The 26585-nt window shown below is 62.9% G+C and carries 29 protein-coding genes and 1 rRNA gene; 3 read left to right on the top strand and 27 right to left on the bottom strand.

Annotated elements, in window-relative coordinates:
* Positions 1-306 (bottom strand): 16S ribosomal RNA (locus I8J29_RS27170); the annotation flags it as partial.
* A 335-nt stretch (positions 307-641) separates the two neighbouring features.
* The gene (locus I8J29_RS27165) at positions 642-1508 is read right to left on the bottom strand and encodes a nucleotidyltransferase-like protein (RefSeq protein ID WP_338113296.1); all 867 of its coding nucleotides are present in this window, start codon (positions 1506-1508) and stop codon (positions 642-644) included.
* 145 nt (positions 1509-1653) lie between these two features.
* Here I8J29_RS27165 and I8J29_RS27160 point away from each other — a divergent pair, with 145 nt between their 5' ends.
* Positions 1654-2031 carry a YgzB family protein gene (locus tag I8J29_RS27160; protein WP_208850495.1) on the top strand — a complete coding sequence of 126 codons (378 nt, stop codon included), beginning with the start codon at positions 1654-1656 and terminating at the stop codon, positions 2029-2031.
* A gap of 72 nt (positions 2032-2103) precedes the next feature.
* On the opposite strand, the gene I8J29_RS27155 is transcribed toward I8J29_RS27160, so the two are convergent.
* The 6 genes from I8J29_RS27155 to gatC all read right to left on the bottom strand — a co-directional run bounded on the left by I8J29_RS27155 (position 2104) and on the right by gatC (position 9823).
* Complete coding sequence (locus I8J29_RS27155) at positions 2104-3840, bottom strand: glycosyl hydrolase family 18 protein (RefSeq protein WP_338113295.1); 1737 nt, start codon at positions 3838-3840, stop codon at positions 2104-2106.
* A 142-nt stretch (positions 3841-3982) separates the two neighbouring features.
* Positions 3983-4420: a Fur family transcriptional regulator gene (locus I8J29_RS27150; protein WP_090644375.1), complete on the bottom strand. Its 438-nt coding sequence runs from the start codon at positions 4418-4420 to the stop codon at positions 3983-3985.
* An 80-nt stretch (positions 4421-4500) separates the two neighbouring features.
* A complete protein-coding gene (locus I8J29_RS27145; RefSeq protein WP_208850494.1) occupies positions 4501-6438 on the bottom strand; it encodes a DUF4097 family beta strand repeat-containing protein in 1938 nt (645 codons plus the stop codon).
* A 130-nt stretch (positions 6439-6568) separates the two neighbouring features.
* Positions 6569-8011, bottom strand: a complete 1443-nt coding sequence (gene gatB / locus I8J29_RS27140; protein WP_208850493.1) for an Asp-tRNA(Asn)/Glu-tRNA(Gln) amidotransferase subunit GatB — start codon at positions 8009-8011, stop codon at positions 6569-6571.
* 30 nt (positions 8012-8041) lie between these two features.
* Positions 8042-9499, bottom strand: coding sequence for an Asp-tRNA(Asn)/Glu-tRNA(Gln) amidotransferase subunit GatA (gatA, locus tag I8J29_RS27135; RefSeq protein WP_208850492.1), 1458 nt, complete (start codon positions 9497-9499; stop codon positions 8042-8044).
* Positions 9500-9535: 36 nt separating this feature from the next.
* On the bottom strand, positions 9536-9823 hold the full coding sequence (gatC, locus tag I8J29_RS27130) for an Asp-tRNA(Asn)/Glu-tRNA(Gln) amidotransferase subunit GatC (protein ID WP_208850491.1): 288 nt from the start codon (positions 9821-9823) through the stop codon (positions 9536-9538).
* A 376-nt stretch (positions 9824-10199) separates the two neighbouring features.
* Between gatC and I8J29_RS27125 the strand changes: the two genes are divergently transcribed.
* The gene (locus tag I8J29_RS27125) at positions 10200-11024 is read left to right on the top strand and encodes a hypothetical protein (protein WP_208850490.1); all 825 of its coding nucleotides are present in this window, start codon (positions 10200-10202) and stop codon (positions 11022-11024) included.
* 247 nt (positions 11025-11271) lie between these two features.
* Here the strand turns inward: I8J29_RS27125 and I8J29_RS27120 are convergent, their stop codons facing one another.
* The 14 genes from I8J29_RS27120 to I8J29_RS27055 form a co-directional block, all read right to left on the bottom strand.
* On the bottom strand, positions 11272-11652 hold the full coding sequence (locus tag I8J29_RS27120; protein WP_208850489.1) for an ATPase: 381 nt from the start codon (positions 11650-11652) through the stop codon (positions 11272-11274).
* Between the two features lie 88 nt (positions 11653-11740).
* On the bottom strand, positions 11741-12523 hold the full coding sequence (locus I8J29_RS27115; RefSeq protein ID WP_208850488.1) for an ABC transporter permease: 783 nt from the start codon (positions 12521-12523) through the stop codon (positions 11741-11743).
* Positions 12520-13497 (bottom strand): ABC transporter ATP-binding protein, encoded by a 978-nt coding sequence (locus I8J29_RS27110; protein ID WP_208850487.1) that lies wholly within the window; start codon positions 13495-13497, stop codon positions 12520-12522. Before I8J29_RS27110 ends, I8J29_RS27115 begins: the two co-directional genes overlap by 4 nt.
* 14 nt (positions 13498-13511) lie before the next feature.
* Positions 13512-13715 (bottom strand): PLD nuclease N-terminal domain-containing protein, encoded by a 204-nt coding sequence (locus I8J29_RS27105; RefSeq protein ID WP_208850486.1) that lies wholly within the window; start codon positions 13713-13715, stop codon positions 13512-13514.
* 87 nt (positions 13716-13802) lie between these two features.
* Positions 13803-14048 (bottom strand): sigmaY antisigma factor component, encoded by a 246-nt coding sequence (locus tag I8J29_RS27100; RefSeq protein ID WP_208850485.1) that lies wholly within the window; start codon positions 14046-14048, stop codon positions 13803-13805.
* The gene (locus tag I8J29_RS27095) at positions 14045-14383 is read right to left on the bottom strand and encodes a DUF5345 family protein (protein ID WP_208850484.1); all 339 of its coding nucleotides are present in this window, start codon (positions 14381-14383) and stop codon (positions 14045-14047) included. Before I8J29_RS27095 ends, I8J29_RS27100 begins: the two co-directional genes overlap by 4 nt.
* On the bottom strand, positions 14370-14921 hold the full coding sequence (gene sigY / locus I8J29_RS27090) for an RNA polymerase sigma factor SigY (protein ID WP_208850483.1): 552 nt from the start codon (positions 14919-14921) through the stop codon (positions 14370-14372). The genes I8J29_RS27095 and sigY overlap by 14 nt, the downstream gene beginning before the upstream one ends.
* A gap of 177 nt (positions 14922-15098) precedes the next feature.
* Positions 15099-15881: an SDR family oxidoreductase gene (locus I8J29_RS27085; protein WP_208850482.1), complete on the bottom strand. Its 783-nt coding sequence runs from the start codon at positions 15879-15881 to the stop codon at positions 15099-15101.
* 31 nt (positions 15882-15912) lie between these two features.
* Positions 15913-16851, bottom strand: a complete 939-nt coding sequence (locus I8J29_RS27080) for an AraC family transcriptional regulator (RefSeq protein WP_240546525.1) — start codon at positions 16849-16851, stop codon at positions 15913-15915.
* A gap of 34 nt (positions 16852-16885) precedes the next feature.
* Complete coding sequence (locus tag I8J29_RS27075) at positions 16886-17962, bottom strand: Gfo/Idh/MocA family protein (RefSeq protein WP_208850500.1); 1077 nt, start codon at positions 17960-17962, stop codon at positions 16886-16888.
* Positions 17963-17970: 8 nt separating this feature from the next.
* Entirely contained in the window at positions 17971-19116 is a 1146-nt protein-coding gene (locus I8J29_RS27070; protein ID WP_208850481.1) for a Gfo/Idh/MocA family protein, read from the bottom strand.
* Positions 19113-19988 carry a sugar phosphate isomerase/epimerase family protein gene (locus I8J29_RS27065; protein WP_208850499.1) on the bottom strand — a complete coding sequence of 292 codons (876 nt, stop codon included), beginning with the start codon at positions 19986-19988 and terminating at the stop codon, positions 19113-19115. Before I8J29_RS27065 ends, I8J29_RS27070 begins: the two co-directional genes overlap by 4 nt.
* A 13-nt stretch (positions 19989-20001) precedes the next feature.
* Complete coding sequence (gene uxuA, locus I8J29_RS27060; protein WP_208850480.1) at positions 20002-21048, bottom strand: mannonate dehydratase; 1047 nt, start codon at positions 21046-21048, stop codon at positions 20002-20004.
* Between the two features lie 405 nt (positions 21049-21453).
* Positions 21454-22683, bottom strand: a complete 1230-nt coding sequence (locus I8J29_RS27055) for a M24 family metallopeptidase (RefSeq protein ID WP_338113294.1) — start codon at positions 22681-22683, stop codon at positions 21454-21456.
* Between the two features lie 325 nt (positions 22684-23008).
* Between I8J29_RS27055 and uraA the strand changes: the two genes are divergently transcribed.
* Positions 23009-24319 carry a uracil permease gene (gene uraA / locus I8J29_RS27050; protein ID WP_208850479.1) on the top strand — a complete coding sequence of 437 codons (1311 nt, stop codon included), beginning with the start codon at positions 23009-23011 and terminating at the stop codon, positions 24317-24319.
* Between the two features lie 76 nt (positions 24320-24395).
* On the opposite strand, the gene I8J29_RS27045 is transcribed toward uraA, so the two are convergent.
* From I8J29_RS27045 to I8J29_RS27025, 5 genes are read right to left on the bottom strand one after another with little or no spacing between them, the layout of a single operon-like run.
* Complete coding sequence (locus I8J29_RS27045) at positions 24396-24878, bottom strand: hypothetical protein (RefSeq protein WP_208850478.1); 483 nt, start codon at positions 24876-24878, stop codon at positions 24396-24398.
* Positions 24879-24905: 27 nt separating this feature from the next.
* Entirely contained in the window at positions 24906-25337 is a 432-nt protein-coding gene (locus I8J29_RS27040) for a hypothetical protein (protein WP_208850477.1), read from the bottom strand.
* On the bottom strand, positions 25334-25480 hold the full coding sequence (locus I8J29_RS27035; RefSeq protein WP_208850476.1) for a hypothetical protein: 147 nt from the start codon (positions 25478-25480) through the stop codon (positions 25334-25336). The genes I8J29_RS27040 and I8J29_RS27035 overlap by 4 nt, the downstream gene beginning before the upstream one ends.
* Positions 25481-25511: 31 nt before the next feature.
* Positions 25512-25664 carry a hypothetical protein gene (locus I8J29_RS27030; protein ID WP_208850475.1) on the bottom strand — a complete coding sequence of 51 codons (153 nt, stop codon included), beginning with the start codon at positions 25662-25664 and terminating at the stop codon, positions 25512-25514.
* Positions 25665-25677: 13 nt separating this feature from the next.
* On the bottom strand, positions 25678-26568 hold the full coding sequence (locus I8J29_RS27025) for a hypothetical protein (RefSeq protein ID WP_208850474.1): 891 nt from the start codon (positions 26566-26568) through the stop codon (positions 25678-25680).
* Positions 26569-26585: the final 17 nt, after the last annotated feature.

Here is a 26585-nt window from a genome sequence, read left to right as displayed (position 1 = left end):
TCACCCTCTCAGGTCGGCTATGCATCGTCGCCTTGGTGAGCCGTTACCTCGCCAACTAGCTAATGCACCGCAGGCCCATCTGCAAGTGACAGCTTGCACCGTCTTTCCCAGTCTCCCCATGCGAGGATACTGCGTATCCGGTATTAGCATTCGTTTCCGAATGTTATCCCGGTCTTGCAGGCAGGTTGCCTACGTGTTACTCACCCGTCCGCCGCTAACCTTCCCCGAAGGGAAGATCCGCTTGACTTGCATGTATTAGGCACGCCGCCAGCGTTCGTCCTGAGCCAGGATCAAACTCTCCATAAAAGTGATCAGCCGAAACCGATCAGTTTCAGGATGGCTTGTTAGCTCATCGCTGACTTACTCGTTAAAACCTTTTGACAGGTCGCTCATTGTTCAGTTTTCAAGGAACAAATGTTTCTTGCTCGTTCGCCTATGTCTCAGCGGCGACTTGATTAATATATCACATCCGGCGACTTCGATGCAAGCTTTTTTTAATCTTTTTTCGAGCTCGCTTGGCAGCTTTATGCTGGTTTACCGTATCCCGGACGCGGTAATAAAGAATTTAGCATACGCTCAGCCAACGCGTCAAGCACTTTTAGCAAACAAAAAAACGCATGCTTCTCGCATGCGCGTTATCATCAATGATACCGAAGTTCTAAGAATTCCATATCCCCGGCAGTGGGCATGTAGGCGACTTCTTTAATATATCCCCGCATGACCAGCTTCTGCAGCAGCAGCGACAAATCCACATGAAGGTCCGCAAGCATCGGATGACGCCGAAGTTCCATGACGCTCCACGGTTCTTCACGGCTTTCCAAGATCGAAAGCAGCAGTCCGCACGAAGATTTCATTTTGCTCATGACCGAGAATTCGCAGGCCAGCAGAACCAGCTGGACTCGTTTCTCCAGCGACTCCGGCGATACGGTCAGTTCTTCGTAAAGCTTGTATATGCCGGGATTGAACCGCCGCATTTGGCGCCAAACCGTCAGCTCGGGATGCACGCCTTCCTCGATAAAGGCGATATGCGCCCAATGGTGAAGCGCGGCCAGCACGTTACTGTACGCGTCGAGCAGGTTGTTGTCCTGCAGATCCTGCTTGGCCTGCAGGTACGTCCGGAGGAACCCGGAGAATTCCACCAGTTCTTTCTGTTCGCGGAGCACGGTCGGAAACGCAAGCAGTTTGTCGCGCAATTGCGCCAAATAATTATCCCGGTCCAACAGGATTTCCCCCCGAGCAAGCCATTGTATGATGCTACGGTTCTCGCCGCCGGCCGTCCATTGCTCCAGCAGCTCCGGCGTGACCGTTCTGATCTGAACCCGTTCGCCGCCGGCGCGGATATGCTCGGTTCCCTTGTCGGGCTCCAAGCGCTCCGTCACGGCGAGCACTAGAAGGTCCAAACCGTCGATCAGCGGATTGTAAGGAAACGGATTCTCGATGGCCGCCAGGCTGATTAAGCGCTCGTCGCGCTCGTATACGGCTTTGAATTGCGATTTTATATGGTCCACGTCGGTCCCCCGTATAGCTTCAGGCATTTGTTTAAGCTATAATAATTTGGCAGTTGTCTATTTTATTTGTTCGACAATGTCCGTGCATTTTCCTGCCTAAAGTCTTAAGAAACAACTGGGAAGCTTCAGAAAGGACTGAATCGCCATGTTCGGGAAATCAAGTAAAATCAATGAATTTCGGCTTTGGGGACTACTCTTCACCCTGTTCGGGATGGGTCTAATGATATTGGGCACGGCCGGGATCGTCTTTTGGGGACAAGCCGGCAAAGTATTCGCCGCCATCTTCATGGTCATCGGCATGATCGCCATGCTGGTCAGCGTCGCCGTGTATTTTTGGGCGGGCATGCTCTCCACCAGCGCGACGATCCTGATCTGCCCGGAGTGCAACCGGCATACGAAGATACTCGGTAAAACCGACCGCTGCATGTACTGCAAAACGAAACTGACGCTGGATCCCAAACAGGCCACGGACCTCGGCGACGATGAATCCGCGTCGGAAGAAGTCGGCCAACCTCAAACGTAATCGAGCGGTCGCAAAAAAGCCAGTCCAACGGATTCGCCGTTCGGACTGGCTTTTTTCGGCCATTTTCGGTCATTAAGGAAGACTCGTTAAAGATTGATGAATGATGCCCCAAATATCGTCGGATTGGAACTGGCGCTGCCACGTCGCGGCCCCGGCCAGCTTGTACTTCTTCACTAACGCGACTCTCGCCTTCATGGACAACGAGTCTTCGATCCAGATGCGCTGCCGCGCGCCGTCCTGTTGGAACTCCACGTAACGCTGTCCCGCTTGTTCGTCGTAGGTCGGCTTCAAGCCCCGCTGCCGGATGAGGTTCTGCACGGCTTCCATGCCGAGCGTCTTGGAGGTGACGACGGTCTTGCCGTTCTGGTCCTTCTTCTCCGTCCATTGCCTCGTGTACAGCGGCATCCCCAGCACGACCTTGCCCGGAGGCACCCGATCCTCGGTCAAGATCTTCTTGACCGATTGCTCCGTCCACGGCAGCGAAGCCACCGAGCCCGCATCCGGACTCGACGCCCAATGCTCGTCGTAGGCCATGATCATCATGTAATCCACGACTTTGCCAAGCGCCTCCCGGTCAAAATACAACGACCACATCTCGCTGTTCGACTTCGGCGTCACGTCGATGGAGACCACGACGCCCATTTCGTGCATGTACGGGGTCAACTCGCGCACGAATTGAACAAGATTGGCTTTGTCGGCCGTATAGATGTTTTCGAAGTCGAGGTTGATGCCCTGAAGCTTGTACATCTGCGCGAAAGCCGCCAGCTGCTGGATCATTTTCAGGCGGGTCGCCGCGCTCGCGAGCGCCTTCGTCGTTCGGTCCGGTTCGAAGCCGTTGCTGAATACGGCCCATACCTGCATGTTCTGTTGGTGCGCCCGGCTGACGTAGGCCATGTCGGCCTTGCCCTTGATGCTGCCGCTGCCATCCAAGAGCTCGAACCAGGTCGGCGCCACGACATTGACGCCGTTCAGCGCATCGACTACCGCGGGATCCGGGGCTTTGGCATAGACGGCCTCCCACGTCAGATTGATCTTGGAGCCGATGGCCTTCCAAGCCGGAAAGACGGGCTCGTCCTTCAGCGGCTTGATCTGCTCCCGCTTGGTCAGCGCGATCGCGGATTTGTCCGCGTACCCGACGGTGCCGTCCGGGCTCTGAACGAGGTACCAATGCTTCTCCTCGCCCCAAATCCGGACTTCCGCCCCGGCGGCGACGCGCTCATAGATCGGCTCCTTGATCGACGGCCCGCGACGTATCGTCAATTCGCCCTTCGGCTTGGCGCCGAGCTGAATCGCATCGCCCGCGGTGAGCACGGTCACGAGATTTTGCGCCGCGTCGTGCTCGATCTGAAGGCCGAACAGCTCCTTGAGCGGCTCGACCGGAATATAGGCAACCTTGTCCACGACCTGAGCGGCGACGCGGAGCTGATAGGGCTGCTTGTTCAACTTGGCCGTCAGCGCGTTCGTCTGCATGCGCAGCACCTTGTTCGCCGTCGTAAGCACGATGGACCCCGTCTTGCTTTCGTAATAGACCTCTTCCTTCAACCCGAGCTGGTTCTGCACGAACGCGATGGGAATGCGGATCCGGTCTCCGTCCACCAGGGCGCCGTTCCGCACGGGCTTGCCGTCGTACAGCAGCGGATGCTCCGCCCCGTAATCCGGCTTGACGACTGTATCGTTCGGCGCGAGCCGCTGCCAACCAACCCAAATGACGATGATCATCGCGGCCAATCCGCTGGCGACGACGAGCCCTTTCAAGCCGCCGCCACCGCCCCGGCGTCTGGGCCGATAGCGTACCGTTTCCACGTTCACGATGTAAAACGACTCCTTTCCATAAGACAAGCTATGCGCGCGGACAAGCAATCATTCAAAATAAAAAACGCGCAGCCGGTGAGCTTCCTCCACCCTCGCGCGTTCGTTCGGTCCTGGTATCGGTCATCCGGTCCGGTCTCGATCAATTGGCTCTATGCCGGGTTGCGCAGTTCGCGCACTGCCCGTAAATTTCCATGCGGTGCCCTTCCACCTTGAACCCCGTCTCCTTGGAGGCCGCGTCTTCCACGTCCGTCAGCGGCGGGTAATCAAAGTCGACGATCGTCCCGCACGTGCGGCAGATCGCATGGTAATGCTCCGACATGTCGGCATCGAACCGGCTGGAATCGTCGCCGTACGTCAATTCCTTGATCAATCCCGCTTCGACGAACAGCCGAAGGTTATTATATATGGTCGCCACGCTCATGCTCGGGAACGATGGCGAAAGCGATTTGTAAATTTCGTCCGCTGTCGGATGAGTCATGGAGTGCATGAGAAAACTTAGGATGGCGTGACGCTGCGGGGTCATACGGACGCCGGTGCTTTTCAATTGTTCCAAGGCCTGTTCCACGGACGTTCCCATGCCCAACACGTCCTTTCCGCGTAGTTTAGAACCATTGTACGTGGATCGTTTTCAATTTGTCAATGAAAGAGGCAATCATTCTACGGCTTGTAACGATTTACCGCGATGCTGCTGTTGGCGTCGATGTTGATGCGGTACGCGCCTTCGCCGATGCTGCCCCGGATCGTTTTTTTGTTGATCGCGAGCGGCAAATCGCTGCTGATATCGCCGAACGTGACGGAGCCGTTCACCGAATAATTGCCGGCCTCCGGAATCATGACTTGAATCTCGCCGATGGAGCTGTCGATGTCCCAGTCGCCGCCGACAGCGCCGCTCGCGACGCGTATGTCGCCGTTCAGCGTGTCGGCCCGAACGGCTCCAAACGCTTCCTGAATGCCGATCTGCCCGTTCTTCGTATCCGTGTCCACGTCGCCCGAAACGCGCTTCAAATCGATGCTGCCGCTCAGCGTCGAACCGTCGAAGCCGCCGCCGATGTCGGACGCTTCGATATCGCCGTTGTACGTGCTCAGCTTCACGTCGCCTTCCATGGTCCGCGCGGTGATGCTGCCGTTCTTCGTCTCGGCGTCGACAGGACCGCGGATCTGGCGGACGGAAATCTCGCCCGTCGTCACCTTGACGGTCAACCCGCCGGTCACAAGGAGGTCCGCCGCGTCGACGGAGCCGTTCACCGTACTGATGTAAAGCACGGTTTTCGGCGTCTCCGTATGATTAGACGAATCATGTCCCGCCGAAGTTGCGGATTCGTTCGCGGCGCCTGCTGTTCCGTTCCCCGAAACGGCATTTCCCGAGCCGGCATTCCCCGCTCCGCCGTTAGCGGGAACGGCGTTCCCCGCGGTCTCTTCGCCTTCCGTCCCGCCGGCCTCCGGCTGCATGCCCGGGCCGGGCGGCTGCGCGGCCATGCCGAACGCGGAATTCTCCGGAATCGTGACTACCATATTCATACGCGGCTTGCGTTCCCCGTTAGTACCGTAGGGCTGGCCCTGCGCTTTGATTTGCACTTTCTGTCCGCCGTTCACGTCGACGGCCGACTTCTCGGCCGTCTTATCCGCTTCGGCCTTATCCTCCGCATCCACCCATACGACCGTCTCGATGACGAGCTCGTTCACGCTGCCCTTCTTGACCGTCACGTTCCCGTTCAGGTTATCGATCGCGATGCTCGTCGTCTCCGGCAGCAGCGGCTGATGAATCGCGTCTTTGGCGTAATGGAAACCTTTCTCCTCGCCGAGCTCGCTCGTCCCGGTGAGATTGACCTTGAACTCGTCGAGCCACTTGAACGGCATGGCGGCGTACTGCGTCACCGCGAACGCCGTCACCGCGACGACCGCCGCGATAAACGCGCCGCCGACGTCGAACGACGGACGACGGGCGGCCCGCCGGTACGCGAGGCTGGAAACGACGACCTCGATGCCCAGCAGGACGAAGGCCGCGGGCCACCATTGCCCCAGCAGCCCGATGTCGTTGCGCCCTTTCAGCTGGTCCCAGAGCAGCAAGGCGCCGACCCCGACGAGCACCGCCGCCGCCGTAAACCGGCCGATCTTAAACATAGCATTCTTCCTCCTTAACGCGATCGCGAGCGCAAGCGCCATCAGCAGCGGCCCCGGCGCGTAAGTTCCGAACGATTCGATGAGCGTGGAGAAATCCGCGGACGTCTGCACGAGCACCCAGAGCACGCAGGCCAGCGCGATCGTGGCCATGCCCTGCGCAACCGCCAACAGCCCGCCTGACCGTTCGCTCTCCTCCGACATTCCTTCCCTGCGAATTCGCGCGGCCAACTGCAGCGCCCCGAAGACGCTGTAAAACCAAAACGCCGGCAGCCCCAGGCCGAGCAGCAAAATGAAAAGCGCAAACTTGCCGCCGCTTTCGTCCGCCAGCCGAATCATCGCCGCGATGTCCGTCAGCGTCCCAAGCAGCAGCAGCAATCCCGGTCCCGGCCTGCCGAGCAGCAGATGCCCGCCGCCGGGAACGAGAAACGCGAGCAAGGGCGCGACGGTCGTCTTGAATCTCGATGGTTCGCGCATAGGCACCCTCCTGCCGAAAATGAGTCGTTATCCATATTGTAACATAATCCGGATACGACAAAGAGGCATGTCCGCCGATGACGGCGGGCATGCCTCCCTGGAAAGCGATATCGCGAAACTCCGCTTGCGCTTATTGGTTAAGACGGGCGAGCAGCAGCTTGTTGACCAGCGCCGGATTCGCCTTGCCCTTCGTTTCCTTCATGACTTGGCCGACGAGGAAGCCGATCGCCTTCTCCTTGCCCGCCTTGAAATCTTCGACCGATTGCGGGTTCGCGCCGACGATCCGGTCGACGACTTCCGCGATCGCGCCTTCGTCGCTGATCTGGACGAGTCCTTGCTCCTCGACGATTTGCTGCGGAAGCTTGCCGGTCTCGAGCATCGTCTTGAAGACCGTCTTCGCGATTTTGCTGCTGATCGTGCCTTTCTCCATCAGACCGATCATCTCGCCAAGGCCTTGACCCGTCAGCTTGATGTCGTCGAGCTCCAGCCCGCCCGCGTTCAGGTAGCCGAGCAGGTCGCCCATGATCCAGTTGGACACCGCTTTGGCATCTTTCGTGTAGGCCAGGCTCTCTTCGAAGAAGTCCGCGAGCTTCTTGGACGACGTGATGACTTCCGCATCGTAGGACGGCAGGCCGTACTCGGACGTGTACCGCGTTTTGCGGGCATCCGGCAGCTCCGGGATGGACGCGCGGACGCGTGCCTTCCATTCGTCGTCGATGTGGATCTGCACGAGGTCCGGATCCGGGAAATACCGGTAGTCGTGCGCTTCTTCCTTGCTGCGCATCGTAAACGTCTTGCCCTGGGTCTCGTCCCAGCGGCGCGTCTCCTGCACGACCTTGCCGCCGCCGTCCAGCACGTCGGCCTGGCGCATCTCCTCGTATTCCAAGCCGCGCTGCACGCCGCGGAACGAGTTCATGTTCTTCAGCTCCGCGCGGGTGCCGAATTCCTGCTGGCCGAACGGCCGGATGCTGATGTTGGCGTCGCAGCGAAGCGAGCCCTCCTCCATCTTCACGTCCGACACTTCGCAGTACAGCATGATCGCCTTCAGCTTCTCGAGGTAAGCTTTCGCTTCTTCCGGCGAGCGGAGATCCGGCTCGGACACGATCTCCACGAGCGGCGTCCCGACGCGGTTGAAGTCCACGAGCGACCCGAAGCCGCCGTCGATGTGCGTCAGCTTGCCCGCGTCCTCTTCCAAATGAAGGCGCGTGATGCCGATGCGCTTCGTCTGCCCGTTCACTTCGATGTCGATCCAGCCGTGCTCGCCGACCGGCTTGTCGAACTGGGAAATCTGGTACGCCTTCGGCGAATCGGGATAGAAGTAGTTTTTGCGGTCGAACTTGCTGACGTCCGCGATCTGGCAGTTAAGCGCCATCGCCGCCTTCATGGCGAACTCCAGCGCCTGGCGGTTCAAGACCGGCAGCACGCCGGGGTGTCCGAGGCAGACCGGACAGGTATGGGAATTCGGCGGCGCGCCGAAGGAGGTCGAGCAGCCGCAGAAGATTTTGCTCTTCGTGTGCAGCTCGACGTGGACCTCCAGGCCGACGACCGTTTCGTATTTATTCGGTTCAAACATGGTTTCGCCCTCCTGCTTCCTGACCGTCCGCTACAGCCGCGGACGCTGGTTGTGGTGCTCCGTTTGCTGCTCGTACGCATGCGCGGCGCGCAGCACCGTGCGCTCGTCGAACGCCTTGCCGATGATTTGCAGGCCGACCGGCAGACCGTCCGCGAAGCCGCATGGCACGCTGATGGCCGGCACGCCCGCCAGGCTGACCGGAATCGTGCAAATATCGTTCAAATACATCGTCAGCGGATCGCCGATCTGCTCGCCGATCGGGAATGCCGTCGTCGGCGCCGTCGGTCCGACGATGAGGTCGAACTTCTCGAACACGTCGTCGAAATCCCGTTTGATCAGCGTGCGCACCTTCTGCGCCTTCAAATAATACGCGTCGTAGTAGCCGGAGCTGAGCGCGTACGTGCCGAGCATGATGCGGCGCTTGACTTCCTGGCCGAACCCTTGGCTGCGCGACTTGCGGTACAAATCGAGCAGGTTGTCCGGATTGTCCGCGCGCACGCCGTAGCGGACGCCGTCAAAGCGGGCCAGGTTCGAGGACGCTTCGGAGGACGCGAGCAGGTAGTACGTCGCGACCGCGTATTCCGTATGCGGCAGGGACACTTCCTCCCATGTCGCGCCGAGGCTTTCGAACCGCTTGAGCGCTTCGAGCACCGCTTCCTTCACTTTCGGGTCGATGCCTTGGCCCAAATATTCCTTCGGCACGCCGATCCGCAGCCCTTTCACGTCGCCGCTGAGCGCGCCGACGTAGTCGGGGATGTCCACGTTCGCCGACGTGGAGTCGTTCGCGTCGTAGCCCGCGATCGCCTGCAGCACGTAGGCCGAGTCTTCGACGTTCTTGGTCAGCGGCCCGATCTGGTCGAGCGAGGACGCGAACGCCACGAGGCCGTAGCGCGACACGAGGCCGTACGTCGGCTTCAGGCCGACGATGCCGCAGTAAGCGGCAGGCTGGCGAATGGAGCCGCCGGTATCGGAGCCGAGCGCGAAGTAGACTTGTCCCGCCGCGACCGAAGCCGCGGAGCCGCCGCTCGAGCCACCGGGCACGTAGTCCGTGTTCCACGGGTTGCGGGTCGGATGGAAGCCGGAATTCTCGTTGGAGCCGCCCATCGCGAACTCGTCCATGTTCAGCTTGCCGATCGTCACGGCTTGCGCGGACTTCAGCTTCTTCGCGACCGTCGCGTCGTAAATCGGATCGTAGTTGCGCAGAAACTGGCTCGCGCACGTCGTCCGCAATCCTTCGGTAACGATGTTGTCCTTGATCCCGGCGGGCAGGCCGAACAAGAGGCCTTGTTCGCCGCCGTCCGCCAATGCGCGGTCGAGCTCCGCCGCCGCGGCCCGCGCGCCTTCCTCGTTCAAGGTCAAGAACGCTTGAACGGATGCGTCCGTCTCGGCGATGCGCGCGTAGGACGCGTTCACCAGCTCGGCGACGGACAGCTCCTTATTCCTCAATCGGTTATGTACTTCCTGCAGGCGTAAATCGAAAAGTGCCAACAGCCGTTCCTCCCTTCAAATCTGCGCGAGCGAAATTTATTCCAGCACGGCCGGTACTTTGAACTGGCCGTCTTCGTCGTCGGGCGCGTTGCGCAGCGCGGTCTCGTTGGTCACGGATGCCTGGACCTCGTCCTCGCGCATGACGTTGCGTACCGGCAGCACGTGGGTCGTCGGCTCCACGTCGTCGGTTTGCAGCTCGTTCAGCTTCTCCGCGTACTTCAAAATCGCGTTCAGCTGGCCCGCGAACTGCTCTTTCTCCTGCTCGGACAGCTCCAGCCGGGCCAAATTGGCCACGTGCTCGACATCTTTGATCGTGATGCTCATCGTCTCGTCCCGTCCTTTCCATCCAAATGGCACACATTCTACCCATTATACCGCATGGCCGGAAACAAACTCAACGCATTTGCGCAAGGCTTGCGCATGGCCGGGAATCGTTCGCGCCGGGATAATCAAGCCGCCGGGCATGCCGCCGGACCGCGGCGCTATGGGTGAGGCGATAAACCGGAAGTATGCGGAGAGGCCGCGCCGGGCAGGATGGCGAATTCGGAGACCCGGAACGCCCAACGTTTTTTCCAATATGAAGAAAAATTTCACGCCGAGCTAAGGATAGGCTTACGCGGCTTTAAGCTTCTATTAAGGTTGGCTGTCCATACTGGGCCGTGTAAGCGAGTTTCAACCAAACGCACTGGAGGTAACCACGATGAAAATGAACAAAACGATGAAAGCCCTGACCCTCGCGGGCGCTCTCGCGGTCATGATCCCGCTCAGCGCGTATGCGGCGACGAACAGCTCCTCGACGACGACAGCCGCGGATTCCGCCGCTTCCGGCAGCACCCTGACGATTCACAAAGGCAAGGCGCTCGCGCCGAAGGACAGATCGGAGGGCTTCGGCCGCGGCATGGTCGGCCAAGAGGTGCTCGATCTGTTGAAGCTGGACGCCAAGACGCTGAAGGAGAAGCTGGCCGCGGGCAAAACGCTCGCGCAAATCGCCGAGGAACAAGGCGTATCGCGGGACGCGCTGAAGCAGGCGATGACCGCGGCGTTCGAGAAGCGCCAGGCGGAAGAAAAGCAGGCTTTCGCCGACAACCTCGACAAAACGCTTGACGGCCAGCTTCCGCTCGGCCGCGCCGGCGGCAAGGGCGGGTTCAAAGCCGGCTTCGGCAAGCTCGACCTTGAAGCGTCGGCCAAGCTGCTCGGCGTGACGACGGACGCGCTCAAGCAGGAGCTCGCGGGCGGCAAGTCGCTCGCGAACGTGGCGAAGGAGAAGGGCGTGGACGTCCAAAAGCTCATCGACGCGCAGAAGCAAGCGATCGTCGACGGGCTGAGCGCCGCCGTGAAAGCGGGCAAGCTGACGCAGGAGCAGGCGGATAAAATCAGCGCCGAGGCCGGCAGCATCGCGGAGAAAATCGTGAACGGCGCAATGCCGCAAGTCAAACGCGAAGGCTGGAGCACGCCGCTTAAGAAGAGCGCCGAAAGCGGCGGCGCGGCAGGCGCCGACGCGGATTCGGCTGCGGAAGGCGCGTAACGACGCAATTCGCGAAGTCGGCGCTTGGCGGCTCGCGCGGAGGGCGTTCGGCCTCCCGCGCGGCCGGCTTGCGTCTGCCGCGCGGACGAAACAAAGAGCCTCGCGCCCACAACGGGCGCGAGGCTCTTCTCTCTATTAATCTCGCCGTTCGTCGAACAATCTAGTTATTCCCATCAAGCAGTCTAGCCATTCCATCTAGCAGTCTAGCCATCCCATCAAGCAACCTAGCAATTCATCAAGCTTGTACTTAAATCCAAGCCTTCAAACGGACCTGGCGCATGAAATCCTCGCGGGACTGCGGCTCGCCGCCTCCGCCTTCTTCGTCGGACGTCTCTTGCTCCCCGTTCATGATCCGGTGGAACAGCTCGGCGTTATGCGTCGCCAGCGCGAAATCGATCAGCGCCTCGCGCTCCAGCTTGTCGACCTCCTGCTTGATCAGCACTTCTTCGAGCTCGACGTCCGCGGCCGGCACGTAGAAGTTCCGGTTCGCCTTCGGCACGCGGATCACGTAGTCGAACGCGTTGTCCGCGTTCCGATCGTACGCGATAATATAGCCATACTCCCCGATCGGGAGACCTTGTTCGAATGCATCCGACAGCACGACAATGCGTTGTCCCAGTTTAAACAACTCTATCAACTCCCCGTTACCCATTTGCCGATTCTCTATCCCTCTATCCTACTAAAAAAAAGAAAGGAAGTCCAATAGAGAAAACGGCTTACGCCGCATCGGGGGCGGGGTGCCTTCGGAGCACGAGCGCCGCGGCTTCCAGGGCGGCCGCGATGACGGCCAGCGCGGCGACGACCGCGGGCCAGCCGCCGGCCGGACCGCCGCCGAGCAGCCGCGCCGAAGCCAGCTTCGGCAGCAGGCCGGGACTCGCGGCGAACGTCTCGGGCAGCAGCGACGCGGACAGCGCGAGGCCGGCCAGCAGCGCGAGCGAGCAGGCCGCCGCGGCCGCGCCGCTTCGCAGCAGCGCGCTGAACAAGAGCGTCAGCGTGCCGGCGAGCGCGAGCCATAGCCCGTAATAGAGAAACGCGGCGAGGCTGTCGCGCCAAGCGGGCGTTTCGAACAGCACGGACGTGTAATAATACGCCGCGCCGAAGCCTCCCGCGAACGCAATGCCGGTCAACGCGAGCAGCGCCGTCCATTTGGCCGCGACGTAGCCGCGGTACGATACCGGCTTGACGAGCAGCATCGGCGCGAGGCCGCCGAACCGTTCCGCGGAGATGCCGTTCATGGCGGCGAGGGCGATGAGCAGCAGCCCGACCGTGTTGAACTGCCCCAGCGTCTGCGCCAGCACCTCGTCGGCGCTTGGAACGGGAATCGAGATGAGCGCGCCTTCCGGCAGATTGCCCGCGTGCGCGAGAATATCGGGCAGAAAATACGTCGTGACGGGCTGCATCGCGCCGAACAGCACGAACGCGAGCGGAAGCCAGAGCAGCTTCCACGTCCGAACGAGCTCCAGCCATTCCTTGCGCACCATGACGCGCCATTGTCTCATGGGCCTTGCACCGCCTCCCGGAAAATGTCCTCGAGCGAGGTATGCCCGATCTCGAGTCTCGCGAACGGCAGCCGGCTTTCCGCCAGCTTGCCGAGCAAATACGCCCGCGCCTCGTCCGCGTCGCGGACTTCGAATCTGACGACGCCGCCCTCGGGCTGAAGCGAGGCTGACGCGATGGCGGGATGCGCCAACTCGGCCTGCCAGGCCGCGAGCCGCTCCCGCGCGGGTTCGCCGGGCTCGACCTCCAGCGTCACGACCGGCGCGCGGTAGCGCGACCGAACCGCTTCCATGGCGCCGCCGACGACGATGCGGCCCCGCTGAAGAATGAGGACGTCGTCGCACAGCTCCTCCGCGTCGGGCAGCACATGCGTCGAGAACAAGACGGTCGTCTCGCGCTTCAGCTCGCGCAGCAGCTCCATGACCTCCCGCCGGCCGATCGGATCGAGCGCGGACACCGGCTCGTCGAGGACGAGCAGCCGCGGCCGGTGCACGAGCGCCTGCGCGAGGCCGAGCCGCTGCTTCATGCCGCCGGAGTAGCCCGCGATCCGCCGCTTGCCGGCCGCGGCGCCGAGGCCGACGCGCGCCAGCAGCCCGTCGCCGCGCAGCGACGCTTCCCGGGCGGACAAGCCGCACAGCTCGCCGGCGTATTGCAGAAATTCCTTGCCGCTCATCCAGCCGTAGAACGCCGGGAGCTGCGGCAAGTAGCCGATCAGGGCGCGCGGATCGCCCCCCGGCGGGAGGCCGCGGAAGCGTACCTCGCCCGACGTCGGCCTGAGCAGGCCGGTCAGGATGCGGAGCAGCGTCGTCTTGCCCGCTCCGTTCGGGCCGAGCAGCGCTGAGCAGCGGCCTTCGCGCAGCGTGAAGCCGACGCCGTCCAGCGCGCGGACGGCACCGAAGCTTTTGGCCACGCTTGCGGCTTCGACGATCGCTTCCGCTTGGAAGCCGGCGCCCGCCTCAGTCGCGTTCGCCTCCATCGGCGCGCGCCCCCTCATGCCGGCTTCCGCCCGAACAGAAAGAAGGCGATCGGCCCGAACGTGCTGACGAACAAGATGACCAGCAGGCACAGCCACTTGGGTCCGCGCGTGCGTTCCGAGCGAACGCACGCGACGATGGCCGAAAGCTTGAGCGCGAGCTCGATGACGACGAGCGGAAGCAAAACGGACAAAAGCTGCGCATGCGTAAGTTGATCCATGACGATTCCCCCCTACGAAATGTACCGCAAACGGCGAGGCTTGCTGCCGGCTCAGCCGGTGTCGTCGATGCCGCCGGCCGCGCCGGCTCAGCCGGACCGGCCGCTTCGCTCTCCGGCGTCGCCATCGGTACGGCTGCGCCCGCGCCCGAACGGCCAAGCCCGGCGGACGATGAGCCAATACAGAATCAGCGGCAGCGGGAAATTGATCAGCCCCCACAGCCCCCAAAACCAAGGAATGCGGCTGTGCTTCCGGGCGTCCGCGAACAGCCAATTGGACTGGCACAGCAGCACGATCGCGACGGCGGCGAACAACGCGATTTCCCATCCGTTCATGTGCGCCGACGCCCCTCTCCGCCCGGCCGGAAGCCGGCGGCGAGCACGCCGACGCCGACCAGCAACGCGGCGCCCTGCAGCGCGGCGAACGCGGCTGGGCTGCGCTGCCACAGCAGCGTCAGCAGGCCGAGCACGAGGACGCTGATGCCGAGGAATACCCAGCGCTCCCTCCGCCGGCGGCCGCGCACCGCTTCCTTATGGTCGCGCACGAGCCGCGCGAACGCGTCTTCCCCGGGAATCGGCGGTTCGATATCCGCATCCCATTGCTCCACATGCTCGCCGAGCAGCTCCTTGAACGCCCGCTCCCGTTCCGCTTCCCCGTCATGTTTCTTCATCGTCCTTCAGCTCCTTTCGCAATCGTCCCAGGCCGTTATGCAGGCGGGACTTGACCGTGCCGACGGGGATATCCATCCAGGCGGCGATCTCTTCGTACGCATAGCCGTATACGTATTTCAGCAGGATGGGCACGCGCATCTCGTACGACAAACCCCCGAGGGCGTCGAGCGCATGCGGCCATTCCTGCCGCCGCGCGGCGGCCTGGAACCGGAGACCCTGCAGCGCCTGCTCCTCCGACTGCCATTTCCGCGACCGTTTCTCCTTGCGCATCTCGTCAAGATACCGCCGGGTCGCGATGGACACGAGCCAGGTGGAAAACTTGCTCCGTCGCTGGAACGTCCCGATGCGCTCGATCGCCCGCAGCATCGTGTCCTGCACGAGATCTTCGGCCATCGCCTTGTTCATCGTGACCTTGAGCATATATTTGTACAGCATGCCGTAATGGGCGCGAAGCAGGCTCGCAAGCGCTGCGTCGTCGCCGCGTACGGCACGGGCGATCCATTGTTCTTCTTCCGGCTGCGGCTCTGCGCTCGACATGCTGCGGCTCCTTCTTTCGCTTCCCGCGAAGCGGTTTTGTTGTTCGGTATCGGCTATAGGACGTCCGGCTATGCGCGTTTGTTCATTTCCCCGCAAAAAAATCGCGGCCCGCTCCCCGGATTCGGGAAACGAGCCGCATGGCTCCGATCTATCACGATCATCATCGGCAAACGCAAGCTAGATGGTCATGGCGCCGAAGCCGCCGTCCACGCGAACGAGAGCGCCGGTCACGAAGCCGGACGCCGCCTCCGACGCAAGCCAGACGGCCGCGCCCTGCAGCTCCTTCGGATCGCCGAAGCGCTTCATCGGCGTATGGCCCATGATGCTGTCGATCCGCTCCGGCGACAGAATCGCGCGATTTTGCACGGCCGGGAAGAAGCCCGGCACGATGGCGTTCACGCGGATGCCGTGAGGCGCGAACTCCCTGGCCAAGTACTGCGTCATGCCGTTGACGGCATGCTTCGAGGCCGAGTAGGTGAAGACGCGCGACAGCGGCGGCCCCGACGACACGGAGCTGACCGTGATGATGCTGCCGCCCCGGCCGTCCTCGATCATCGCTTGGCCGAACACCTGGCAGGCGAGCATGACGCTCTTCGCGTTGACGTCCATGATGCGGTCGAACTCGTCCTCCGCGATGTCGAAGAACGGCGTCGCGCTGTTCGTGCCCGCCGTATGGAGCAGGATGTCGCCGCGGCCGCTCGGCGACCACGCCTTGATCTCGTCCGCAACCCGCTGCAGGTCCGTCTTGGCTACGGCGTCCGCGCGGAATACCGCGGCCCGGCCCGTGGCCAGCAAAGGCGCGAGCTTCTCCTCGGCCTTCTCCGGATCGCGGACGATGAGCGCCGCATGGGCGCCGTGGCCGATCAGGGCTTCCGCCATGACGCTGCCGAGCGTGCTGCCCGCGCCGATGACGACCGCCGTGCGGCCGGTCAAATCAAATAACTCGCTCGTAATGCCCATGGTCGGGATGTCTCCTTCGCTTGGCGGCGCATCAGGCGGAGCCGCCGCCTTCCGCGGCCGATTGCCGCAGCATGCGCTTCCGGTACGCTTCCGGGCTTTCGCCGACGGTCGTCTTGAACAATCGGCTGAAATGCGGCAGCTGATGGAAGCCGACGGCACGGCACACCTCGGACACGGTTTGGCGGGGCTCCAGCCGAAACATCATTTTCGCCTGGTTGATGCGCCGGTTGTATAAATATTTGAACACGGTCGTGCCCGTCACGTCTTTGAACAAATTGGACAAGTACGGCTTCGTCAGATGGAGCGCGCCGGCAATGTCGTCCAGCGTGATCTCCTCGACGTAGTGGTCTTCCAAGTACGTGATGACGCTCTGCACATGCTGTTCCTTCAAGGAACGATGCTCCCGCTCGTACACGGGTGCGACGCACCAGTCCCGGATGAGATGCAGCAGCTCGATGACGCGGAGGACGAACCGCTCGTACGCGGTGCGCACGCCCGCTTCGTTCGTCCGCGCGTACAGCCGGTTCATCTCCGCGAGCAGCGCCTCCAGCTCCGCCTGGTCCGCTTCGTTCAGTGAGATGCGGATGTTGCGCAGGTTTTCGAACGGCTTGAGCAGCATCGCCGCCGCGTCGGGCTGCAAAATTTTGTGCACGTACGCCGGGTCCATATGGATGATCGTCCGGACGTACGGCTTCTCCGGCGACGGGTTCGGACAATGCAGCGTCATGCCGTGCATGAGGATCAGATCCCCGGGCTGCAGCGTCAGCAGCTTGTCGCCGATGAGGTAATTGCACTCGCCCTCCTGAAAATAATACATCTCGTAGAAGGCGTGCGAATGGAACTGCGCGCCGTTCATCGGCGCGTCGTTGCGGTACATCAGTTCGATGGGCTGCTGCCATTGCAGCGTGAGCGGCATGTCCGACCCCTCCATATGGACCCCCGTGCCTTCCGGGTGAGCTACTTCGCCCATTGTACCACGCCGCCCCTTTCGAGCCCATATCGGCTTACAGCCGGACCGCTTGCCGCTGCGCCTGAAGGCACAGCTCCGCCGCCTTGAAGGCATGCGCCTGCGTCATCGCGTTTTCCGTCCGGTGCAGGCAGTCCAGGATCAGCTCCCCGAAGAACGGGAAGCCGACTTGGCCGCCGACGGACAGATGATGCTCGCCCTCGTGATTGACCAGATAAACCTGGTCGCCGCGCTTGTCCCGGGCGATGTCGATGTATTTGCGCAGCTCGATGAACCCGTCCGTGCCGAGAATGATCGTCCGGCCGTCGCCCCAGGTGCCGAGCCCGTCCGGCGTCAGCCAGTCCACGCGAAAGTAGTTCGTCGCGCCGTTGTCCCCAATCAGCGTCGCGTCGCCGAAATCTTCCAGCTCCGGCACGTCGGGGTTGTTGTAGTTCGCCACCTTGCTGCTCGCGACCGTCGCGTCCTTGCAGCCGGCGAAGAACAGAAACTGCTCGATCTGATGGCTGCCGATGTCCGCCAGAATGCCGCCGTACTGCGCCTTGCGGAAAAACCAATCCGGGCGGGACGGCTTGTTCAGCCGGTGCGGCCCCGTGCCGATGACCTGCACGACGCGGCCGATCGCGCCTTCCTGAATGAGGCGCCCTGCGTAGATCGCGCTTTCCACGTGCAGGCGCTCGCTGTAGTACACCATGTATTTGCGCCCCGTCTCCTCGGCGGCCGCGCGGGCGTCGTCTAACTGTTCCAGCGCCGTGAACGGCGTCTTGTCGGTGAAATAGTCCTTGCCGTGCCGCATGACCCGGACGCCGAGCGGCCCGCGCTCGGACGGAATCGCCGCCGCGGCCACGAGCCTGACCTCGGCGTCTTCCAGGATGACTTCCGGCGAAGCCGCGGCCTGCGCCTGCGGGTAGGTCTTGACGAATTGCGCGACCTTCGCCGGATCCGGGTCGTACACCCACTTGAGCGTGGCCCCCGCTTCCAGCAACCCGTTCGTCATGCCGTAGATATGGCCGTGGTCCAGCGCCATCGCCGCGAAGACGAATTCGCCCGGCCCCGCGACGGGCGCCGGCTTGACGATGGACACCGGCGCGTAATTCATGCCGTCGCCGCGATTCACCGCCGCCATCAGTTCCGAGCCTCCGCCGGCTGCGGCCGTTTGAACTTGGACGACGCGATCCGTTTGTTGAGCTCCGCCTCGTGCACCGCTTCGTCCAGCGGCAGGTCCACCCAGTCGTCCAGCCACGTGGACAGATGGATCGCGTTCGACAGCGTCAGGCCGAGAATCCCTTCTTCGCCCGGCGCGACGAGCGGCGCGCCGTTCAGCACGGCGTCCGTGAAATTCTGGAGAATGCCCGCGTGCTCGGGGCTCGGACCGGCCTTCGGCAGCTCGATCTTCCACACTTCCGGCGACGCGAACGGCACCGTGTTGCGCGCGTTGAAGTCCGCTTCGTCTTCGCGGAGGCGGTACATCGTCATGCGGTCGTCTTCGATGACGATTTTGCCGCGGCTGCCCGTCACCTCGAGCCGGTTCGTGCCCGGCGCGTCGGACGTCGAGGTGATGAACACCGCCGTCGCGCCGTTCGCGTATTCCGCGTACGCCGTCACGTCGTTCTCGACCTCGATGTCGCGGTGCTTGCCGAATTGGCAGAACGCCCGGACGCGCGTCGGCATCATGCCCGTCGTCCACTGCCACAGGTCCAAATTATGCGGGCATTGGTTGATCAGCACGCCGCCGCCTTCGCCGGCCCACGTCGCGCGCCACGTGCCGGAATCGTAGTACGCCTGCGGGCGGTACCAGTTGGTGATGATCCAGTTGATGCGACGGACGTCGCCGATCTCGCCGGTCGAGATCAGGTCGCGGAGCTTCTGGTAAAGCGGGTTCATGCGCTGGTTATACATGATGCCGAACGTCTTGCCGCTCTTCGCCGCGGCCTCGTTCATCTCCCGCACCTGCTTCACGTACACGCCGGCCGGCTTCTCGACCAGGACGTGCACCCCTTGGGCGAAGGCCGCGATCGCTTCCGTCGGATGATCATAATGAGGCGTGGCGATCACGACCGCGTCCACGAGACCGGAGCCGATCATCGCGGTCGCGTTCTCGAACACCGCGACGCCCGCGCCGTACTGCTCCTTCGCCCATTCGCGCTTGCTCTCGAAGGCGTCGCAAACCGCGGTCAGCACCGCGCCTTTGATTTTGCCCGACGTCAGGATCGCCGCGTGCCCCGACCCCATGTTGCCAATGCCGATGATGCCGTATCTGACCTGATTCATAGGATTTCCTCCATCCATCGATTCATTTGGTTGGCATACGCGCGCAGCATCGTCCGCGTGTCGAACGTGCCGCTGAAATCTTCCACTCCATACCAGCCGTCGTAGCCGACGGCCTTCAAATCCCGGAGCACCTGCTTCCAAAGGACGACGCCGTTCGCGATCGGCGCCCAGCCGCTGGTCCATTCGACCGTCTCCAGATGGTCGGTCGCTTCGCCGCTCGCGGCAGCCGGCCGCCAAGCCGCGTTCTTCACGTGCACGTGCGCCAGGTACGGGCCGAGCAGCTCCATGCCCATCCGGTAATTCTCGAAGCCTTCGTGCACCATGTTGCCGGGATCATAGAGCACGCCGATCGCGTCTGGGTTAAACGGGGACACGAGCCGGTGCGCCAGCGAGGCGCTCGGGGCGATCGTGACGTGATGCGTCTCGACGAGCGCCTTCACGCCGTAATTCAGCGCGAGCCGCTCGACCTCGCGCAGATAGCCGATCGCTTGCTCGTACAGCTCGCCGTACGGCTTCGTCCGGTCGTAGCCGGGCACGCCGACCCGGACCATCGAGGCGTCCAGGCTGCGGGCGAGCCGCATGATCCGCTCCGTGCCCTCGACGTCGCCGCAGCTTAAGTACGGCGTGACCGCGATCGCCTTGCGTCCGCTGCGGGCCGCGGCCTGCCGGAAGCGGTCGATGTCGGCTTCGCCGGCGTCCGGCGGGATCGTGCACTTGTTGTTGCCCCAGAAGGAAGGCGCCTCGTTCAGCAGCTCCGCCGGCGTCTCCTTGCAGCGCCATTCCAGTCCCGCGATGCCGGCGGACGCCGCCGCCTCGCCCAGCTCCTCGGGCGACAGATCCGGCGCCGCTACGGTGAATACGGATAATTTCAACATGTCGGCAGGTTCAGCTCCTCGTCTTGGATATGGCTTCCCAGATGCCGTTCAAATACGCGGCGCCGAGCGCCCGGTCGTACAAGCCGTAGCCGGGACGGCCTTCCTCGCCCCAAATCATCCGGCCGTGGTCCGGTCGCAGCGGCCCTTCGAAGCCGGTCTCGTAGAGCGCCTCGAGGACGCGCGTCATGTCGATGGAACCGGCCGACGACAGATGCGCCGATTCCTGGAACGAACGCGGGCCCGTCCGCAAAATATTGCGCGTATGCGCGAAATGCAGCTTGCCCTGCGAGCCGAAGTGGCGAATGATCGCGAGCAGGTCGTTGTCCGGGTTCGCGCCTAGCGAGCCGGAGCAGAACGTGATGCCGTTCGCGCGGCTGTCGACGCGCTCCGTCAGGCGGCGAAGCTGCGCCATGCCGCTGACGATGCGCGGCAGGCCGAAGATCGGCCACGGGGGATCGTCGGGATGGATCGCCATGACGACGCCGGCTTCTTCCGCGACGGGAATGATCCGTTCCAGGAAGTAGGCGAGGTTGTCGAACAGCACGTCTTCCGTGACGTCGGCGTAGGCCGCGATCAACTGGCCCATCTCGTCCTTCGTGTAGCTCGAATCCCAGCCCGGCAGGGACAAATCGCCGTTCACCGGGTCCATGCGGGAGATCGTCTCGTCCTCGAAGGTAAGGGCCGACGAGCCGTCCGGCAGCACATGCGCCAAATTCGACCGGGTCCAGTCGAACACCGGCATGAAGTTGTAGCAGATCACGGGGACGCCCGCCGCGCCCAGCCGGCGGATCGTTTGACTGTAATTTTCGATCAATCGGTCGCGGGAAGGACGTCCCAGCTTGATGTCCTCGTGCACGGGAACGCTTTCGATCACCGCCAGCCGCAGGCCGGCCGCCTCGATCGTCTCTTTCAGCGACCGGATGGACGACGCCGGCCACGCCTCGCCGACCGGCACGTCGTACAACGCGGTCACGATGCCGTGCATCCCGGGAATTTGGCGGATATTTTGCAGCGTAACGGGGTCGCCCTGGCCGAACCACCTGAACGTCATTTTCATGGCACAAGCACCTCTTGTATCGATATTGGCATGGCTTTCGTTTGCAGTAATCGCAAGAATCCAGACTCATTGTAGCACAGGCCATCCCGAATACGATCTCAACCGGCCAGGAGGTTAATCACAGTTAAACGTTTGAGGGGATTCGGTTGTTTGAATCAAGGGGCGCTAGCGGAAAAGCAGGTTATTTCGCGGGAAGTTCGGATGAAGGGGACTGCCTGAGGAGGGGAGCGGCGGGAAAACCATGGACTGGCATGCTGCTGCCCGAAAAGCCGCCGCGGCATGTCTATTGTTAGGGAACCGCTCGCAGAGCACCAAAACCGAGGATTTCTAACGAGCTACCTTGCGGGGAAGACGCCAAAAAGCCGCCCGCGGGATCAGAGATCCGGCGAGCGGCGCGGGCATCAATCACAGGACGATGAGGCCTTCCGGCGATTTCGTGAGCTGCCGGCAGCCGGCGCCCGTGATGAGGTAGCTGTTCTCGATGCCGACGACGCCGCGGCCGGGGAACGTGAACTTCGGCTCGACGGCGAGCACCATGCCCGGCTCCAGCGGCTGTCCGAACCCGCGGGCAAGCACGGGCCACTCGTCGACCTCGAGGCCGATGCCGTGGCCGAGGAACTTCACTTGATTGACGCCATGGCCCATGAAGTGATCGGCCAGGCCGGCGGCATCGGCGTCCGCGAGCGAGGCGGCGTAAATCGCGTCAGGCGCCGTGCCCGGCGCCATCAGCCGTTCGGCATGGCGAATGATCCGCTCCGCTTCGGCATAGGCGGCCGCGAGGTCCTGCGGCAGCGCGCCGATGACGGCGGTCCGCGTCTGGTCGATGACGTACCCGTCGATGCAGCAGCCGATATCGATCAGAATCGGCTCGTCGCGGCGGACGGTCCGCCGGCTCGCGCTCTGGGGCAAGGCGGGGCCGAGGCCGAGCCCGCCCGCCGGGCCGTCGAACGCGCTCGGCACGGCCGCCGCTTCGCCGGAGCCGAGCATCCCCGTGACGATTTCCATGTTATAGCTGCGCGTCCGCATGAGCCCGATATGGCCGCGGATGCGCATTTCGTATTCCAGGCGAGCCATCAGCTCCAGCTCCGCGACGCCTTCCTTCAGCACGGGAAGCGCGGCTTCGAGCGCCTCCGCCGCGACGCTCGCGGCCGCCTCGATCCGGCCGATCTCCCACGCCGACTTGACCGTCCGGACGCCGCGGACGAGCGCGGAGCCGTCCGTAAGCGAGCAGCCCGGGCTGCCGCCGAGAGCGTCGGCCAGCCTTGCGTGCGCCGCGGCCGGCAGCACGTCCATCTCCGTGGCGACGACAACTTGCCCGGCGCCCTTCCCCGCGAACACGGCCGGATGGCCGCCGGCCAGCCGCGCGCGGAAGCCCCTCAGCGAGCCCATCGGCTCGATGCGGACGGCCGATTCCTTCACGGCGCGTTCCAGGCTTCGCCGTACGTAGAAGACCGGATCTCCGACCGTCGGAATGAACGCGTACCCCGCCTGCATCGAGCCCGTGAAATAATACAAATCGACATGCTGCGTGACCAGGAAAGCGTCGACGCCCGCCTGCGCCATGCGCGCTTGCAGCCGTCTAATGCGTTCCAAGATTTCGTCCTTCGCCACCGTTTCGAACGCCAATCCGTTCACCGTACCCGCTCCTCGCTACCGTGGTTTGCTTTCCCCATTACAACAAAAGAACGGGCGACCCGTCAACTCGGCGGGAGCCGGGTCCCGGAGCATAGGCGGCCTAGCCCCGGCGCGAGGGCAGCCAAGGTCCTTGCGGCTTCCGCAAGCCCGTCCGGCTCGTCGCGGCCGACGGCGAGAGGGTTCCGCGAAAACCGCGAAGTCCGCGTGCGGCGCGGTTTGAGAAAGTCCTTGTCAACCTACACTAGACTATGTAGAATCGATAAAAGTTGCGCGCGAACGATTCTATCCGGTTCCATCGAACCTACCACTGGAGGCTTACGGCATCATGAAGCAAAAGGAAATCGGCATTGACGAAAGACCCCCGCTCGGGCAAAGCCTGATGCTCAGCATCCAGCATCTGTTCGCCATGTTCGGCTCGACGGTGCTCGTCCCGAACCTGCTCGGGGTCGACCCGGCGATCTGCCTGTTAATGAACGGCATCGGCACCTTGCTTTATCTGTTTATCGTGAAAGGAAAAATTCCCGCTTATCTCGGTTCCAGCTTCGCGTTTATCGCGCCGGCGGGCGCGGTGATCGGCAACAACGCCGTTCCGGCCGACGGGTATGCGGCCGCGCTCGGCGGCTTCATCGCGGCCGGCGTCGTCTTCATAATCGTCGCGCTGATCATCAAGGCGGCGGGCACCGGCTGGATCCACGTCCTCTTTCCGCCGGCCGCGATGGGCGCGATCGTCGCCGTCATCGGCCTTGAGCTCATTCCGACGGCCGCGGGGATGGCCGGCTGGATCAAGCCGCCGAGCGCCGCGCCGGCCGACGTCTGGACGCCGGATTCGACGGCCATTACGATCTCGATCGCGACGCTGCTCGTCACCGTGCTCGGATCGGTGCTGTTCCGCGGCTTCATGCGCATCATTCCGATCCTTGTCGGCATCGTCTGCGGCTACGTGCTGGCGTACGCGCTCGGCTATACTTCTTTCGACGCGGTAGCGGATAAAGGCTGGCTGGAAGCGCCGGCCTTCACGCTCCCGACGTTCGAATGGGCCGCCATCCTGACGATCGTGCCGGCCTCGCTCGTCGTCATCGCCGAACATATCGGCCATCTGATCGTAACCGGCAACATCGTTCGCAAGGACCTGTCCAAGGATCCCGGCCTGCATCGCTCCATGCTGGGCAACGGCGTCTCGACGATCCTCTCCGGCTTCCTCGGCTCCACGCCGAATACAACGTACGGCGAGAACATCGGCGTGCTCGCGATCACCCGGGTCTACTCGACCTTCGTCATCGGCGGCGCGGCGGTCTTCGCCATCGTGCTGTCGTTCCTCGGCAAATTCTCCGCGCTTATCTCGGGCATTCCGGGCCCGGTCATGGGCGGGGTCTCGCTGCTGCTGTTCGGCGTCATCGCCGCGTCCGGCCTGCGGATGCTCGTGGAGTCGAAGATCGACTACAGCAAGCCGACGAATCTATACTTGACGACCGTCGTGCTCGTCACCGGCCTAAGCGGCGCGAAAATCACGATCGGCGACTTCTCCCTCTCGGGCATGGCGCTCGCGACGGTGACGGCCATCGCGCTCAGCCTGCTGTTCAAGCTGTTCGAAATCACGCGCATGTCCAACGACGCCGAGGCGTCCTCCGGACATTAATCCCTTACTTCTAGCGCCGCAGCAAACAGGCCGCGCGGGCCCCCGTCCCGCCGGCCTGTTTGTTAGCGCTTCGCTTCTACGACGTCAGCTCCGCCGTCCCCTTGATCGTCCACGTGATCGGATCCATGACCGAGAACACGCGCGGGTACGCCAAGCGAACGATCAGCACGACGCCCGGACGCTGCAGCGTCACTTCGTAATCGTAGTCCTCGTTCCGGTATGTATACGGATACGTCAGATCGTCGTTCAACACTTGAAAATCCACGACCTCGACCCGCTCCTTCCAATAGGTGCCCGGCAGCGGCAGTCCGTTCTCGTCCAACTGCAAATTGCGCCGCAGGTACTCGCCGGCTTCCGCGCGGGCGGACGCTTCGTCGATATGCAGCCGGCCGTCGGCGAGCGCGGCGGGGTCGATCTGCTGGGCGGCGGCATGGGCGGCCCGGTTGACGGCGTGCTTCCCTTGGAACAAAGCGGCCACCGCCATTTCCTCGTCCGTCTGCAGCGCGTGCAGCAGCATCCATACGACCGCCATCAGCATCACCAGCACAAGCTTGTACATGACACTCGGTTCCTTTCGCCGAATCGTCTACCGCAAGGGCACGTATTCGCTCATCTTCGTGCCGGATGCTCTTAGCCTGGCATCGTCCGCGGGCGGCGCGACGCCGATCAGGCGATCGATGTTGAACAGCCCTTCGACGGGATAGCTGGCCGTCACCGTGAGCGGCGCGCCGCGAAGAAGCGGGCGCGACGGATCCGTGGCGGTCGCCCCGCCGTCCGTGACGATCTCGAAGCCGACGGACGCGGGATCGAGCCCGTACGCGGCCAGCCGCTCCTTCGCCGCCTCCAGCATGGCGGCATCGACATAGCCGTAGTCGCCGCTCGCGCCGACCTCCAGCAAGTAATCGACTTCCTGCTGAAGCACGGCTTGGCGTACGATAAGCACGTGCTTATAGATGGGACTGAACATGAACCAGCACATCATGGCGGACAGCAGCACGAACACGAGCAGGCTCTTCACGGACTCATCCTCCGGATGCCGTCGCTCATTTGATGGCCGGACCGCTCCAGCTGGCGGTTCATGCCGCCGTCGCCGCCCGTCACCTCGTCGTACACCACGACGGCGACGATGATGAGCAGCAGCGTCATGAGCAAGGATCGCATGGCGTCGCCTCCTTCTTGCGCCGATGCGCGGTTACGGGGTAAGCAGCGTGCCGATTTTCGTATTGGCGTTATCGCCCTGCGTTTGAATCTGGGCCTTCGTGCCCGTCGTGTCCTTCGCGACGATGGCGTTGAACAGCAGGATGACGACGACCAGCATCATGACGGTAATCAAAATATTGCGCATGCGCTCACCTCCTTCAATTCAGCGATTGGAACAGCTTCTGTCCTTCCCGAACCCAGGGATAGATGAAGATCTGGAACGTGTACATGATGGGAAGCCCCGCCAGCACGAACAAAAAGTACGACGTCGATTCCTTGCGGCTGTCCTTCGCGAGCTCCAGCTTCTCTTTGTAATCCTGGATCCGCTCGCGCAGCAGCTCGTAATAATGCTCGCTCTCGTGCAGCCGGAGCGAATCGATCGTCTCGACGAAGCTGAGCCCTTCCTCCGTGCCGAGCCGCAGCTTCAGCCGCCGGAGCGATCCCTCAACGTCGTGGTACCATTCGCCGAGCAGCGTCTGCAAATCGCCCCGCATCGTGCGGGTGAACGGCAGGCAGCGCATCAGCTTCGTATGGATGTGCAGCGACGACCCCGCCAAGTAAAGCAGCTGATTGCTGACGATGTAAATTTCCTTGGTCATGCGCTCCGCCCGCGCCTTGCGGAACGCTTCCAGCCATGGCTGGTCCCAAAATAAAAGCAGCAGCAGCATGGCTAGCGCGAGCGGCGCGCCCGCGGCCGGCACGGCGCCGAGGCGAAGCAGCGAGATGCCGTAAGCGGCAAGCGCCCACAGCGGCGTGCCGGCAAGGACGAATCTGCGCAGCAGCAAGTACATGGCGGCGTCGCCCGTAAATCCGCAGCCGGCCAGCAGCCGTTCGCGCTCCTTGAAGGCCGCGGAGCCGCGGTCCAGCCGGGCCAGTCGCAGCCAGCGGTCGCCGAGCCGGTGCGTCCGCCATCTCAGCAGCGCCAGATGCGCGAAGCGCGGCCGCTTGAAGGAGGCGGCCTTCAGCAAAGAGACGATCAGCGCGACGCCGAGCGCGTATTGGACGGCGAGCGCCGCCCACAGGAGAAGCTCGCCGAAACGGTCGTTCATCGAAGCGGCACGCCCCT

Source organism: Paenibacillus artemisiicola, assembly GCF_017652985.1.
GTDB classification, from domain to species: domain Bacteria; phylum Bacillota; class Bacilli; order Paenibacillales; family Paenibacillaceae; genus Paenibacillus_Z; species Paenibacillus_Z artemisiicola.
This window is presented reverse-complemented; position numbering and strand designations above follow the sequence as displayed.

Excerpts from the sequence above, each read along its gene's own strand:
- I8J29_RS27160 (WP_208850495.1), top strand. The coding sequence starts at position 1,654 with ATGTTCGGGAAATCAAGTAAAATCAATGAATTTCGGCTTTGGGGACTA.
- I8J29_RS27150 (WP_090644375.1), bottom strand. The coding sequence starts at position 4,420 with ATGGGAACGTCCGTGGAACAGGCCTTGGAACAATTGAAAAGCACCGGC.
- I8J29_RS27145 (WP_208850494.1), bottom strand. The coding sequence starts at position 6,438 with ATGCGCGAACCATCGAGATTCAAGACGACCGTCGCGCCCTTGCTCGCG.
- gatB (WP_208850493.1), bottom strand. The coding sequence starts at position 8,011 with ATGTTTGAACCGAATAAATACGAAACGGTCGTCGGCCTGGAGGTCCAC.
- gatC (WP_208850491.1), bottom strand. The coding sequence starts at position 9,823 with ATGAGCATCACGATCAAAGATGTCGAGCACGTGGCCAATTTGGCCCGG.
- I8J29_RS27125 (WP_208850490.1), top strand. The coding sequence starts at position 10,200 with ATGAAAATGAACAAAACGATGAAAGCCCTGACCCTCGCGGGCGCTCTC.
- I8J29_RS27115 (WP_208850488.1), bottom strand. The coding sequence starts at position 12,523 with ATGAGACAATGGCGCGTCATGGTGCGCAAGGAATGGCTGGAGCTCGTT.
- I8J29_RS27110 (WP_208850487.1), bottom strand. The coding sequence starts at position 13,497 with ATGGAGGCGAACGCGACTGAGGCGGGCGCCGGCTTCCAAGCGGAAGCG.
- I8J29_RS27105 (WP_208850486.1), bottom strand. The coding sequence starts at position 13,715 with ATGGATCAACTTACGCATGCGCAGCTTTTGTCCGTTTTGCTTCCGCTC.
- I8J29_RS27100 (WP_208850485.1), bottom strand. The coding sequence starts at position 14,048 with ATGAACGGATGGGAAATCGCGTTGTTCGCCGCCGTCGCGATCGTGCTG.
- I8J29_RS27095 (WP_208850484.1), bottom strand. The coding sequence starts at position 14,383 with ATGAAGAAACATGACGGGGAAGCGGAACGGGAGCGGGCGTTCAAGGAG.
- sigY (WP_208850483.1), bottom strand. The coding sequence starts at position 14,921 with ATGTCGAGCGCAGAGCCGCAGCCGGAAGAAGAACAATGGATCGCCCGT.
- I8J29_RS27085 (WP_208850482.1), bottom strand. The coding sequence starts at position 15,881 with ATGGGCATTACGAGCGAGTTATTTGATTTGACCGGCCGCACGGCGGTC.
- I8J29_RS27080 (WP_240546525.1), bottom strand. The coding sequence starts at position 16,851 with ATGGGCGAAGTAGCTCACCCGGAAGGCACGGGGGTCCATATGGAGGGG.
- I8J29_RS27070 (WP_208850481.1), bottom strand. The coding sequence starts at position 19,116 with ATGAATCAGGTCAGATACGGCATCATCGGCATTGGCAACATGGGGTCG.
- uxuA (WP_208850480.1), bottom strand. The coding sequence starts at position 21,048 with ATGAAAATGACGTTCAGGTGGTTCGGCCAGGGCGACCCCGTTACGCTG.
- uraA (WP_208850479.1), top strand. The coding sequence starts at position 23,009 with ATGAAGCAAAAGGAAATCGGCATTGACGAAAGACCCCCGCTCGGGCAA.
- I8J29_RS27045 (WP_208850478.1), bottom strand. The coding sequence starts at position 24,878 with ATGTACAAGCTTGTGCTGGTGATGCTGATGGCGGTCGTATGGATGCTG.
- I8J29_RS27035 (WP_208850476.1), bottom strand. The coding sequence starts at position 25,480 with ATGCGATCCTTGCTCATGACGCTGCTGCTCATCATCGTCGCCGTCGTG.
- I8J29_RS27030 (WP_208850475.1), bottom strand. The coding sequence starts at position 25,664 with ATGCGCAATATTTTGATTACCGTCATGATGCTGGTCGTCGTCATCCTG.
- I8J29_RS27025 (WP_208850474.1), bottom strand. The coding sequence starts at position 26,568 with ATGAACGACCGTTTCGGCGAGCTTCTCCTGTGGGCGGCGCTCGCCGTC.